At 47.8% G+C, this 13,453-nt stretch carries 12 protein-coding genes; 8 read left to right on the forward strand and 4 right to left on the reverse strand.

All coding sequences use genetic code 11. The annotated features are described in order from the left end of the window. The first annotated feature begins 20 nt into the window (after positions 1-20). The 4 genes from ACLB09_RS19500 to ACLB09_RS19515 all read left to right on the forward strand — a co-directional run bounded on the left by ACLB09_RS19500 (position 21) and on the right by ACLB09_RS19515 (position 4,214). Positions 21-1,022: a carbohydrate-binding protein gene (locus ACLB09_RS19500; RefSeq protein WP_410771523.1), complete on the forward strand. Its 1,002-nt coding sequence runs from the start codon at positions 21-23 to the stop codon at positions 1,020-1,022. 385 nt (positions 1,023-1,407) lie between these two features. Then, entirely contained in the window at positions 1,408-2,322 is a 915-nt protein-coding gene (locus ACLB09_RS19505; protein ID WP_410771524.1) for a putative RNA methyltransferase, read from the forward strand. Positions 2,323-2,619: 297 nt separating this feature from the next. Further along, complete coding sequence (locus ACLB09_RS19510; RefSeq protein ID WP_410771525.1) at positions 2,620-3,252, forward strand: glycoside hydrolase family 11 protein; 633 nt, start codon at positions 2,620-2,622, stop codon at positions 3,250-3,252. A gap of 119 nt (positions 3,253-3,371) precedes the next feature. Next, the gene (locus ACLB09_RS19515; RefSeq protein WP_410771526.1) at positions 3,372-4,214 is read left to right on the forward strand and encodes a formylglycine-generating enzyme family protein; all 843 of its coding nucleotides are present in this window, start codon (positions 3,372-3,374) and stop codon (positions 4,212-4,214) included. A gap of 80 nt (positions 4,215-4,294) precedes the next feature. Here the strand turns inward: ACLB09_RS19515 and ACLB09_RS19520 are convergent, their stop codons facing one another. Next, positions 4,295-5,443 carry an SMI1/KNR4 family protein gene (locus ACLB09_RS19520; protein ID WP_410771527.1) on the reverse strand — a complete coding sequence of 383 codons (1,149 nt, stop codon included), beginning with the start codon at positions 5,441-5,443 and terminating at the stop codon, positions 4,295-4,297. Positions 5,444-5,738: 295 nt separating this feature from the next. Here ACLB09_RS19520 and ACLB09_RS19525 point away from each other — a divergent pair, with 295 nt between their 5' ends. Together ACLB09_RS19525 and ACLB09_RS19530 are read left to right on the forward strand one after the other, a co-directional pair. Continuing rightward, complete coding sequence (locus ACLB09_RS19525; protein ID WP_410771528.1) at positions 5,739-6,329, forward strand: 50S ribosomal protein L25; 591 nt, start codon at positions 5,739-5,741, stop codon at positions 6,327-6,329. Positions 6,330-6,621: 292 nt separating this feature from the next. Then, entirely contained in the window at positions 6,622-7,386 is a 765-nt protein-coding gene (locus tag ACLB09_RS19530) for a hypothetical protein (RefSeq protein WP_410771529.1), read from the forward strand. A gap of 222 nt (positions 7,387-7,608) precedes the next feature. Here ACLB09_RS19530 and ACLB09_RS19535 read toward each other — a convergent pair whose 3' ends face one another. Both ACLB09_RS19535 and ACLB09_RS19540 read right to left on the reverse strand, forming a co-directional pair. Next, on the reverse strand, positions 7,609-9,255 hold the full coding sequence (locus ACLB09_RS19535) for an AraC family transcriptional regulator (RefSeq protein WP_410771530.1): 1,647 nt from the start codon (positions 9,253-9,255) through the stop codon (positions 7,609-7,611). Positions 9,256-9,385: 130 nt separating this feature from the next. Then, on the reverse strand, positions 9,386-10,426 hold the full coding sequence (locus tag ACLB09_RS19540) for an ABC transporter substrate-binding protein (RefSeq protein ID WP_410771531.1): 1,041 nt from the start codon (positions 10,424-10,426) through the stop codon (positions 9,386-9,388). Positions 10,427-10,710: 284 nt separating this feature from the next. Between ACLB09_RS19540 and ACLB09_RS19545 the strand changes: the two genes are divergently transcribed. Continuing rightward, positions 10,711-11,877: a DUF4317 domain-containing protein gene (locus tag ACLB09_RS19545; protein ID WP_410771532.1), complete on the forward strand. Its 1,167-nt coding sequence runs from the start codon at positions 10,711-10,713 to the stop codon at positions 11,875-11,877. Between the two features lie 131 nt (positions 11,878-12,008). Here ACLB09_RS19545 and ACLB09_RS19550 read toward each other — a convergent pair whose 3' ends face one another. Next, entirely contained in the window at positions 12,009-12,572 is a 564-nt protein-coding gene (locus ACLB09_RS19550; protein ID WP_410771533.1) for a TetR/AcrR family transcriptional regulator, read from the reverse strand. A gap of 176 nt (positions 12,573-12,748) precedes the next feature. Here ACLB09_RS19550 and ACLB09_RS19555 point away from each other — a divergent pair, with 176 nt between their 5' ends. After that, on the forward strand, positions 12,749-13,450 hold the full coding sequence (locus ACLB09_RS19555; RefSeq protein WP_410771534.1) for an ABC transporter ATP-binding protein: 702 nt from the start codon (positions 12,749-12,751) through the stop codon (positions 13,448-13,450). The last annotated feature ends 3 nt before the right edge of the window (positions 13,451-13,453 follow it).

Genomic DNA, 13,453 nt, shown 5'->3' on the forward strand with positions numbered 1-13,453 from the left:
CAAAACAAGGAGGTTTGAAAATGACTAGTAACAGGCATTCATTTAAACCCTTATCACTTTTGGTCGTTTTAGCAGTATTTCTATCCACATTTTTCGCAGCCTTACCGTCAGTGAACGCAGCCGCTAGAGGAGCATGGGCTCCAAATACCGCTTATGCAGTAAATGACACAGTAACCTATAGTGGAAGCACTTATACCTGCCTTCAGGCACATACTTCCCTCGTAGGTTGGGAGCCGTCCAATGCCCCTGCTTTATGGCAGAAAGGCGGAAGCGGCGGAACTACGCCGCCGGCAACAAACGGAGCGACGTTTTATGCAGATATAAACTATGGTGGAAAGGCAGTAACGCTCGGAATAGGCAATTATACACTGTCTCAGTTGAACGCAAAAGGAATTCCGAATGACTGGATGTCCTCTCTCAAGGTTCCAGGCGGCTGGACGGTTGACGTATATGAGAATGATAATTTTGGAGGAACAAAGTGGTCTTTTACTTCAAGTTCTTCCTGGGTCGGCAACACGATCAACGACAAAATGTCATCGGTTAAGATTTATACGGGTTCACCATCTACAGTAACAAAACCTTCCGAAGTTCCAAGCCATATATGGACGTATGTAATGAACGTGGACAATAAATTTGGTAAAGGCGGGGATTTTGCTTTATTGCTAAGTGCCGTTATCAAAAAAGAAAGCAGTTTTGGAGCAGGCTTACCGGGTAGCCCGTCAGCCGGCGACGGATTGATGCAGGTAGAACCAAACACACGCAATGCTTATTTATCTCAATTCAGCTCAAAGTTTGGCCGCGCGTATAATCACGGCAGCGAACAAGATCAGGTATGCATGGGCGCATTGATTCTGGATGAGAAGATTGTGAAGTTCGGAAATATATACAAAGGGTTATTACACTATAACGGAGGAGATAACTGGTATCCGGGAGCTACAGATTCTTATGGCCGTCCTATATTGGCAGATCAATATGCAAATACAGTTTATGCTACTTATAAGGGCTATGGCGGTAAGAATTAAGGTACAGCGGCTATGTTAATTTAAATGAGCATGAGTTACCAAGCAGATCATTGCTTGTCTAACCCATGCTCTTTTTTCTTTATTGAGGCAGATTGTAATCAAAAAATATAGAAGATGAGACCTTTGCCCTCGGCAGCAGTTTGGCCGTAGAAACGGCGGGGTATTCAAACAATCCCATTCTGTTTATACTTAAAGATGGTGCTGTAACGCCATTCTTTGATCATTGTTGATAGGAGATGTTATTCATGATCATCAAATTCATTCGTTTACGTTAATGAAAGGTACAGTCTTTTAAGCTCATGTCATTTTTTTGAAATGATCGTTGGGTTTATTTAACTGTGCCTTTTTCATTTACTCAAAACGAATGAATGAGGTGTTTTTTGTGTTGTCCGAAAACAATGAAAAAAATTCAAAAGCACGTATTCTCTCTAAGTATGAGGACATTTTCTTATGCCCCGTATGTTCAAATCCAATGAAGGCAGTAAATTTAAAAAGCTTGATTTGTTCCAATCATCATTGTTTCGATATCTCTAAACAGGGATATGTAAACCTATTGCCGCATCCCCTTAAAACGAAATACGATAAACAACTGTTCGAAGCTCGAAGAGCGATTAGCCAAAGCGTTTTTTTTGATCCGTTGCTGGCCCGGATTTCCGAGATTATGATAGAACAGTTGCCACCAGCGAGCAAACCGATAAAAATATTGGATGCCGGATGCGGCGAAGGTTCACTTTTGTCCGGAATACGGCAAAGGATTACGGATCAGTCCAAGCGTAACTTTTTGGGGATAGGTATAGACATTTCTAAAGAAGGAATCCATATGGCCTCAAGAGGAACTTCCGACAAAACGATCTGGTGCGTAGCGGATCTCGCAAAGTGTCCATTTGTTGATCAACCATTCAATTTCATACTGAATATATTATCGCCATCCAGCTATTCCGAGTTCCAAAGAATGCTTGCGGAGGATGGAACGGTTATCAAGGTGATCCCCGAAAGTAAGTACCTTCAAGAGTTAAGAGGGATATTTTACAAGCAAAGCGATAAAACTGTTTATTCAAATGAAAATACCATAGAGCTTTTTAAGCGTAATTTCGATCTGGCGGACCTCCAGCGCGTTCAGTACGGTGTAACTATGGAAAACAATTATATTGAACAGTTGGTCCGGATGACCCCATTGTCTTGGGGAGCTTCGGAAGAACTTAAACAACGGGTTCTAGGTAAGGACAAGTTAGAAATCACTTGTGACTTTGCAGTCTTGCTTGGGAAGAAAATGAGTGCCTATAGAACCGATCCCCATTAATAAATAATGTTAGAACGATTCGCCAAGCTAAGTTTGGCGGGTCGTTTATATAGCCGTCCTTTATGGGGCGGCTTTTGCTTAATTGTGAATTGTGTATTTATGTAAAAAATAGAAGGTAAAACCTTTAATATGAGAAGTTAAATGTATGCGTTTACATTCTATAATTTTCTATGAAAGGAGGTAAAAGGAAAGATAGAGTTAAAGTTTTAAGCAGGATTAGTATGTGCCTCAAGAAAACACACGGCAAGAAGGAGTAGGTAGGTTAAGTAGTGACAAAAAAATTTAGGAGGTAAAGGCATGAACAAGTTTAATAGGAAAGTCTTGTCGGTATTATTAGTAGTTGCAATGAGTTTTAGTATGTTTGCAGTAACCGCAAGCGCGAACACCTATTGGCAAAATTGGACCGACGGCGGCGGGACGGTAAATGCGGTCAACGGGTCCGGCGGGAATTACAGTGTTTCATGGCAAAATACCGGAAATTTTGTTGTCGGCAAAGGCTGGGCTACCGGATCGCCATCCAGGACCATCAACTACAATGCCGGAGTCTGGGCACCGTCCGGTAATGCGTATTTGACTCTTTATGGATGGACGAGAAACTCGCTTATAGAATATTACGTTGTCGATAGCTGGGGCACTTATAGACCTACCGGAACGCATAAAGGCACCGTGACCAGCGATGGGGGTACCTATGACATATATACCACGATGCGGTACAATGCACCTTCTATAGACGGCACACAAACCTTCCAGCAGTTCTGGAGCGTAAGGCAGTCGAAAAGGGCGACAGGGAGCAACGTAGCCATCACTTTCGCCAACCATGTTAACGCATGGAAGAGTAAGGGCATGAATTTGGGAAGCAGTTGGGCTTACCAAGTGTTGGCGACGGAGGGATACCAGAGTAGCGGAAGTTCTAACGTAACGGTGTGGTAACCGGTTGATCTTTGATCTTGCCGGGGCCGTCCGGTCTCACGACCGGCGGCCTCCATCCATTAGCAAAAGTAACCTTGCCTACTTACAACCGGAATATTGCTTTTAAAGGAGATCTGTCGATGAGAAAGCCATTCTTTTTTCTTCTGATCGCCATAATGCTTGTTGTTAGCGCTTGTTCCCCGGAAAAGCAGGATAAGAACAATACCTTGGTATTCGTAGAGGGCGGAACTTTCAAAAACACAAAGTCCAACTACTATGGAAAAAGCATATCCTTATCGAACTTTTATATCGGAAAATACGAGGTGACCCAAAAAGAGTGGGTGGAGGTCATGGGAAGCAATCCATCTCAATTCATAGGCGAAGATTTGCCGGTAGAAATGGTAAGCTGGTATGACGTTGTGGAGTATTGTAACGCAAGGAGCATAAAAGAAGGCTTAAAACCTTATTACAATATAGATAGGAACAAAAAAGACCCGAACAATATGAGCGAAAACGATAATATAAAATGGACCGTAAGCATCAATGAGAAAGCTGACGGATACCGTTTGCCGACGGAAGCGGAGTGGGAATATGCCGCAGGCGGAGGTCAAAGAAGCAAGAGTTACACTTACAGTGGAAGCAATAAGGCGGATGATGCGGCTTGGTACTGGAGAAACGCCGGGGATAAATACCTGAAAGGAGATTGGAACTGGCCTGTCATAGAAAACAACCATAACCAAACGAAATCCGTCGGGCTCAAGAAACCCAATGAATTGGGGCTTTACGATATGTCAGGCAATGTTAGGGAGTGGTGTTGGAGCTGGTACGAAGACGACCTGGATCCTAGCGGCGGTTCTTTCCGGAGTGTAAAGGGCGGCGGTTGGATCGGTGACATTGGCAGTAGCGAGCCGGCTTTTCGGGGCAAGTTTGAAGCGAATGGATTTGGGCCTGATCAAGGCTTTCGCGTGAGCCGGAATGAGTAGACGGTATCGGCGTACATTCGGGTCCATTGCGAAGCCAAGGGGGACTGCCGGGCCCCCTCTCCCTTTACAAGTCTCATAAATCATCGCCGAATTTGATACACCTCTCCGCACAACCTGCCCTGAATCTGCAGCACGTCTCCTACCGCCAAATCGGGAATATCCAGACCCCGGATCAGGATTTCTTGCTCAAGTCCCTCCACATACAGGGGGAAGGCGAGCTCGCCCGTATTATATCTGAATAATCTTTTGACCTGCCCAATCACGATATGCTCTGACCTGCCTCCTATAAGCTCCAAATGGCGACCGGAAGAGTTGCCGGGATGAAGCGGGGTCAGGCTGCCTGCGCTTCTTTCCAACTTCTTGTACTCTAGCGGACTATAAGATTCATTTTTCATATAAAGGGAGACGACCAATCGGTCATGAACCCGGGTCAGATCCGTAGTATCCTCTTCACGGGCAAAATCCCCGGGACAAAAAAATTCAAATTGAAACTCGTAGGAGGATTCTGTTTTGGTAACCGTCAAATCTCTGACATTGCCGCCAAGCTTGACTTGGGTGATCACGCAGTCAAACTTATCATTTTGCTCCAGATTGGCTTGTCTTTCCAGGATTCGGCGCTCAAGCCATTTCAAATAGTAGTCGGCAAAAGAGTCGCTGACTTTATGTATCCCTTGTCCATGGCAGGTATCGATATAATACAACTGCCCGGACAATTCACCGGAAACGGTCATCACGATGTAGTAGCCGCAACCGTCGTTATGCAGGGTGATCGTGCCTTGCAGCGCTTCCCTATAGAGCCGATTATAATACTGCTCTGCCGCGTCATCGTCCATGTCTTCATCGATCTCTTCATAATCCTCATGGAACGCCTTGTTGCAGCTATCCGCGCTAAATGGACGGCCTACATGCTGTAGTCCCGTTTCCTCCTGCAAACAAGATTCCAGACAATCTTTGGCATGGGACAGGGATAACGGAAACTGCCGCTTCTTTGCGGCGCCGTCTCCAATATGGATCAGGAAATCCCGATAGTCCTGCGGGAGCTTGATGCCCGCCGCCGATTCAAACTTCTCAACCTCGCTCTTCGATAGTTTTTCATTAAGAACATAAGGCCCCTGTCCTTGATACAAGCTTCTATACTCATCCAGCAGCCTAGTTACTTTATGGATAAATTCGCTGGCTGGCGATGCCCCGGCGTTTTTTCGGAAGAAACTTTTAAAATGATCCATCATCTTATTATTTGCTCCTACGAAAGTATTTTTCGGTTCTTATTTTACAGGATAGCCTCATTCCGGCATAACAACTGTCAGTTGTCGACAGGCTACAGGGTTTATGCTATGGTCAATTCAAAGGCATTTCACTCCCGGCGGAGCGAGATGCCTTCAATACTATCATTATTACGTACCAAGGCGGTGATGTCATGGTGCTCTTCATATCCCCCTTGCAGGGGGACGAAATCAATGTTCAATGGCGGATAGGGATTTTGGGAGCACAAAATATCAGGGTTGAATGACAAGGAGAGTCGGAATGATGAGAGCCAGTTTTGCGGCGGAACAAAGAGTATCCATGAACAGGTCGGGCCTGAAACGCCTGCGCCAAAGCGGACGCCTTCCGGGCGTGGTTATGGGATTGAACCAGAAAAGCGATATGATCCATATTTTAGCGAAGGAATTTGAACGTTGGATCAGAGGCGGCGGATCGGGACTGTTGGAGATTCAGATGGGAGATTCGGAAACAATCCCAGTACTGCTTGAAGGATTGCAGCGGGATGCTGTGACACGCGAATATATTCATGTGGACTTTCTCCGCGTAAAGAGAGATGAACTCGTTCGTGCGAATGTAACGCTTGATTACGTCGGTATTCCCAAAGGGACGAAGCTGGGCGGTATTTTGCAGACGCAGAGCACGTTCATCGAGGTTCAAGCATTGCCTCACCAATTGCCGTCATCCATCAGGGTCGATATCGGCAAGTTGGACATCGGCGATTCACTTCTAGTCGGAGATATCGGGATTCCGTCCGGAATAACCTTGCTGTCTTCGGAGAACGAACTGCTTCTTTCGGTTGTCACTCCAAAAGTGCAGTCGGAGGAGAACGATGGCGAGTCGGCGGGACAATAACCATAGATGTTTTGATTAAAAGGGTCCATCCTTTAAGCAGCTAAATCTGCTTGAGGGATGGACCTCCTTTATGTCGTTGGAGAGCCTCCGACGGAGGAATAATCCAAGGGTCCTTAAGAACGGCATCTTACGATCTCTTTCCAACTTAAGACAAACGTTTGCCCAACATAATCTTGCATTCAAAATCAAAACTATTAAATTTTCAGAAAATTACAGAAAAATTGTTTATTTTTGGGAAATTATATGCTATTTTATTAGTGTAATATATCTAAAAAATAGGAGATGGTAGAGAATGTTAAGAAAAATGAAGAAGTTGGTTTCGGTTTTTTCTTTAGTAGCGATTTTTATGCTAACGTTTGCGCACTCTGGTTTTGCAAATGACCAGCCGGTTCAACTGATTTCGGCCAATCTCTATACTTACAAGTTTGGCTATGTGGGATTCAGCGGCAAAGTGGAAGTCAGCAACCTGGGGCCCCAAAAGAACGTAACGATTCACTATACTCCCGGAAATGGGCAATGGTACGATACGAACGCCTCCTATGAAGGTCCAACCGACGCTGCACATGAAGCATGGAATTTCGCCATTTCCACGAACAGCATTGAGAATACGCACCCCGAGCTCGTAAATGCCCAAACGATCCAATTCGCCATCAAGTATGAGGTCAACGGGCAAACGTTTTGGGACAATAATAACGGCCAGAATTACTCCGTCAGCCGCTATACTGAAAGCTCCACCATTCTCGGGAAACCGAACGTCCTTCGTGCCTACGATGAATTGATTCAGGACACCTTCCGGGGAGGCGTTTATGTAAAAAATGCAGGCTACAGCAAACAGGTCAAAATCGTATATACAACCGATAACTGGGCAACCACGAGGGAAGGGGACGCCACCTATTCGATGCCGGCGAACACCGACGACAGTGTAGAGGCTTGGCATTTTACTTTCAATCATATTGCCACCAGCGTATCGCAAATTAAGTATGCGATCTCTTACACGGTCAATGGCCAAACTTACTGGGATAACAATAACGGGCAAAATTACACCGTAAACCGCTAAGCGAAGAGCATCATCTTCGCCGACTGACCTTCAATCGCTCTCCAGTAGCCTTCCCGGCCATATGGAGGGCGGTTTTTTCTTGCATTTCCCACCATGATCTCGGCCGGGGTTCGGAGTATGAAAGGTTGAGGTTGCATACTCCAGGTATACGAGAACTATGGGGCTAGAACGGGAGGGAACGTCCCGGCTACTTCATCCGGGCAGATTCGAGGAAGGCCGCCGTCATGCCCTTGAGTCATGCCCTTGAAGCAGCCGGGTTACCGTATCGTCCAAATGCTTGTCCAAGGTGACCGGATTGTAATTGGCTAACCGGTCTTTAACGACGTAGCTTTTTCCTTGACGGACGGCGGGCAAGCTTTCCCAGATCGGATGCCGCAGGATTTCCCGGCCTATTCCGGCGTCTTCTCCTTGTTCGGGAAGGGCGAGGAAGATGCGGTCCCCGGCATACTCGGGGAGATCCTCCATGCGAATTTTCTGCCACTTGGCATTGCGGTTCCGTTCCATGAGCGCACGGATGCCGGGAGAGGGCTCGAAGCCGATCCCTTGGTACAGCGTATGGCCGAAATGATGCCCTGCGTACACAAACAGTCCATCCATATGGACGATGAACGCGGCCGCGGTCTCGCCCTCGCAAACGGCGTTTTTTAGCAGAGCTTTCGCTTGGATTGCTTTTTCCTTGTAGCGCTCAATCCACTCATCCGCTTCTTTGGCTCTGCCGAGCAAACCGCCGATCTCCTGAAGCCGGGTATAGACATCGGCCTCCCAATCGATTTCGACGGTCGTTGCCACCCGGGACAATTGTCCGGCAATTTCGGCAGGCAAGTAGCTGGGATAGAGAATCAGATCCGGTTCCAGCTTCAGAAGCTGCCCGACGTCGAGCGGCTCGTCGACGGGACTGACGTCCGCGCACGCCTCCGGCAGCGCGCTCAGCATGGAACGGTTCGTCCCAATCGGCCGAATCCCCAAGGCGAGCAGTTCGCCCAAGTACTGGATGGAGAAAATTCGCGGTGTTCGTCCGTAATGTTGAGCAAATCGGGTCGGGGACATCCCGGTCGTCTGCTTGAACCGGCGGCTGAAGTAGTATTCGTCCCGAAATCCGACTCTGGCGGCGACATCGCTCACGCGTGCGGATGAAGTCGCCAGCAGCCTTTTGGCCTGCTCGATTCGTAAATTGTTTAAATAACGCACCGGAGTCTGTCCGGTCAGAGACTTGAAGAGACTCCCGTACTGCCAGCGGCTCATGTTGACTTCCTGGGCAAGCCGTCCAATCCCGATGTCCTCCCGGTATGCGCGGTGAAGATAATCGATGCTCCGTTCGACGGCTTGGCGGTCGTTCTTTCCGCCCTGAAGCTCGGCCTGCAGCCGATACAACACTTCATAGAGCATGGTTTGAAACCGGATATGACGATGGAAGCTTTTCAACGAATGCAATCCAGCCTCATCCGTTGGAATAATCGGGTCGGAGACACCCCTGTTTAGTAGAAGAATTGCCGGGTCGCCGGAGGCGGACAAGAGCTCATGCAGCTGGTCTTCCAAGCGGGAAAAAGGCTCATAGACAAGGGCGGTGTTGCGGGCGAACAGTCCGCCAACGTCTTGCCGTACGGAGAAGGAAACCAGGAAATAAGACAGCGCCGGGGATTCTCCGCCCCGCAGATGAAAGGCCTGTTCCGGCTGAAGCAGGAAGCACTTGCCGCGTGCGGCATGCTGTGGACAACCGTCGGCCGAGACTTCGCCGCTTCCGCCGGTTATGACAATCAGCGTATGCGACTCAAGCCAGCAGGAGGCTTTACCGTTATTCAAGGTGCAAAGCTCGATCCGATTCAGCAGGACGAGCGGGGGAAAGTGAGGCGAAAATTCTATCTCGGACACGGCGTTCAGCCTCCAGTGAGAATCATTATCAATTATTCTTCTCATTATAGGAGATTCAAGAACGAAAAAAAAGCCCCCAACGCCGATAGATACTCCGTGAGGGCTTCGATTGCGAGGCTTCAAAATACAATTAAGGGGCGAGCAAGGACACCATCTCGTCCAGGAGCCAGTCGAGCGTGAGAGGGTCGTTCATTGCCCAACGGCTTTCAACGACATAGGCTTTCCCGTTCTTGACGGCGGGTAGGTTTTTCCAGATCGGACCTTGAATGAGCTCCTCTGTCGCCTTCTTGGCTTCTTCGGTATCGCTTTGGATCACCAGAAAAACACGGTCTGCTGCATAATCCGGCAGCTTCTCCAGCGAGATGGCCGCCCACAGCTCATCCGGCTTGTCCTTAAAGAGCTCGGCTACTTTCGGAGGAATCGCGAAGCCGAACGCATCGTATAGCGTGGGACCGAGCCGCTGCTTGTTATACACGTAAAACTGTTTATTGGAGTGGAGAATGAAGGCGGCAGCCGTTTCTCCGTCTTTTATGGACGACTGAACGAGTTGGCGTTTCTCCTCGGCTTTCTTGGTATAGTCCGCAATCCATTTCTCCGCTTTTTCGGGCTGCCCGAGCAGATCGCCAAGCACGCCTAAGCGGGTGAAGGCGTCATCGCCGTAAGCGATCGCGACCGTCGGGGCGATCTTGGACAATGCCTCAAGATCCGAGGCCTGAAGGAAATCAGGAACGATAATCAAGTCGGGATTGAGGCTAAGCGTTTTTTCCAGATTCGGGACGATTCCTTCGCCGCCGATATCTTCCACGCCCTGGAGCTGTTCGTCCGTTAACGTCAGCTTTGCGTTTAAGAAATTCGTCCCGACGACAGCGAAGTCCAGCGCCTTCATCTCGGCGGCATAATAGTGGGCAACGATTCGTTTGGGAGCGGCAGGAATTTCGACGGATCTGCCGAGCGCGTCTTTGTAGGTGCGGACCGTCGATTCACTCGGTTCGTTCGCCGCCGGGGCTGCCGATTCCGTCGTGTCTTGCGACGTAGTCCCGGACTCCGCAGAGGTAGACGAAGACGACGGGGTGGCGGCGTTATTGCCTGATCCGCAGGCGGACAGCAGGACTGCCGACAACAGTATAATCAGGAAGGGGATCATCGGTTTTTTCAGATAAGAGGGTAGCATGAAGTGAATCTCTCCTTATAAATGATAATGATTCTCAATTGAGTCAATTAACATCTTAACTTCTTCGAGGAAGAGGCGCAATGGACTTTTTTTAAATTTTGGATAGACAAATTTTGCGAAGCGTCGTGATACGCTTTTCTTTTACTTAAAGAATGATAAATCTGATAGTATGAATCTTGGAGCGATGTTCACGATACTTCATGGTTAAAAGCCCTTCTGGACGAAGGGCTTTTGTAGCGTTTAAACTAAAGAGACCAATCTACTTAGGAGTTGTCTAATATATTATGTTAAAAAAAGAAGTCGCGTATATTCGAAAACAGTTTAAGCTGGATCACGAAAGACTTACCATTTTCGACATTCTAAATGTGTATATTATGAAGGAAACGAACGAGATTTATCATTATGAACGTCAGCCGTTCGCCATGCTGGAGCGGGAGAAGCAGGAGTTACATATGGGTAATTTCAAAAAACTGCTGGCCGGTGAACTGGATCATAAACTGTTCGAGTTAAAGCTTCAGGAGGAAGCGGAGGCGACGCCTACACGAGAGCTTCTCCATCAAGGCTTGGTGACCGGGGATGCGGAGGAATGGCATGATCTGATGCTCCTGTTAGTGGAGAAAATGCTGGCGGATACCAAATATGAACGGGATACGGTAATTACTTTCGTCCGCGGACAATATTATCAGCCGACCAAGACGCGGAGCGAAGAATCCGAGGAGAGCGAAAATGACGAGATGTTTGCGAATCCGTTTATTCTGTGCAGCATAAATTCCACGGAGCAACAACGTAAAACGCTTATGTTCGATTATGTCGAGCGGGAATTTAAGTACAATGTCATCGTAGATCCGATCATTAAGTTAAGCTCGCCGGAGCAGGGCTTTTTCTATCCTAGCGTGACGGACGGCTATTCCGATGTGAATCGTATTCTGTATTGCTCGGGAAAATCAAATGATCCGAACGGGCATTTCATCGAGGAAGTCCTGAATGCGGAGAAGACCGTGACGGCGCTGGAAGAGAGAGCTATTTTTGAGGAAATCGTAAAGGAAGTGGCGGGAGAGCAAATTGATGCCTCCACGATCGCTCAAGTGTACGAGGAAATCTATCAAGTCCTTGAAACTCATGAGGAAGAGGAACCGCCGACGCTGGATTATAAAGATGTTGAACGCATGCTGACGGTAAGTGGCGTGGAGAACGTAACGGCGGACAAGGTCGAACGGGCGTTTGAAACGATCGTCGACGACAGAAACTATGAAATCAAAGCGAGCAGTGTGATGCCGAAGTTCACTTCGAAATCGATCAAGATCGATACGAAGGTCGCCACGATTTCGGTCAGTCCGCAGGATCTGAAGTATGTGAAGCAGGTGAATTATCACGGTAAACGCTGCATCTTGATCGAGGTGGATGAAGATGCCGTGATTGAGGGATTTACGCTCAATACGGAGACGTTGTAGACCGGGAGTGTTTTCATAGATGTGATCCGGAATTTTAGATTCGATATATTCATATTTATATTCTGCAGGTCCCACCACGCCGCTTAACAATGCGTACCAAGGTGGGGCTTTCTTTTATAACACGGACCCATTCAATCTATAAACCACTGCGAAGTCATGGTATAAATAATCTCCGCCATTTCTTTCGCTGATTTGTTTAACCCGTTTTTCAACCACTGCTGAATGAGACCGACGCTTCCGGTCACAATGAAGATAAAGTAATATTCCTTCGTGTCCATGTTTCCGTTAGGCTCAGCCGAAGGATCGATCCCGCATTGTTGGTAGATCAGCGTAAATAGCTGCTTCTGAAAATGAATATCGCCTTGTTCACTCATCAGAACTTGAAGATGGCTGCTGTTTTGGACAAAGTACTGGAAAACCTCCTCTAAAACTTGCATGGCTTCGTGTCTGCCTGTTTTGATGAGAGTGGCAAGAATTTCTTTTGCCCAGGAAAGGGTTTCGTCCTCAATCTTTCGGAGAAGATCATGCTGGTCCTTGTAATGTGCGTAAAAAGTCGTCCGGTTGATATCCGCATTTTCGCACAGTTCTTTAATGGTTATTTTGTTGATAGGCTTTACTTTCATGAGTTCAATCAGACTATCCTGCAGCACCATCCGGGTATAACGCGTTTTTCTGTCCAGCTTCATTTCTTTCATAAACGATAATCTCCCCTTTTCGACAGGCGCTGCTGAGTTGATTTGAAATCGACATTTCCGATGCAATTCGTTGTGAACCCAACGTTTTGTACTCATCTGAGGGTTGTAAAAACAACACGCTGTCTTTAAGCTTTTATATTAGCGAGAAAAGTCAAACCCTGCAAGGAGAGAATCAGATGGCATATATCGAATTCAATCAGGTGATAAAAGAATACGCATCCGAAGGTGTGGCAATCCGGGCGCTCGACGACGCAAGCTTTGCGATCGAAAGGGGCGAGCTGGCGGTTATTTTGGGGGCTTCCGGCGCCGGTAAGACCACGGCCTTGAACATATTGGGCGGGATGGATACCGCCTCTTCAGGCGATGTTATCGTGGACGGTGAGAACATCTCCAAGTACAGCCACAAGCAGCTGGCGGGCTATCGCCGTACGGACATCGGCTTCGTGTTCCAGTTCTATAATCTGGTGCCGAATTTGACGGCACTGGAGAACGTGGAGCTGGCTGCACAGATTTGCGAGAACTCTCTTAACGCAGCCGAAACGCTGAATAAAGTGGGGCTTGGAGATCGTATGAACAATTTCCCGGCGCAACTGTCCGGCGGCGAGCAACAACGCGTATCCATCGCCCGTGCCCTTGCGAAAAATCCAAAGCTGTTGTTGTGCGATGAACCCACGGGCGCACTGGATTACAATACCGGGAAGCAAATTTTGCAGCTGCTGCAGGATACTTGCCGCCGGGAGAAAATTACCGTACTACTTATTACACATAACTCCGCCTTGGCACCCATGGCCGATAAGGTCATTCACTTTAAAAGCGGCAAGGTTGTAAAGACTGCCACAAATGAGCAGCCTGTACCCATTGCGCAGATTGAGTGGTAAGGC

It is taken from the genome of Fontibacillus forbon (assembly GCF_046559655.1).
Taxonomy (GTDB): domain Bacteria; phylum Bacillota; class Bacilli; order Paenibacillales; family Paenibacillaceae; genus Fontibacillus.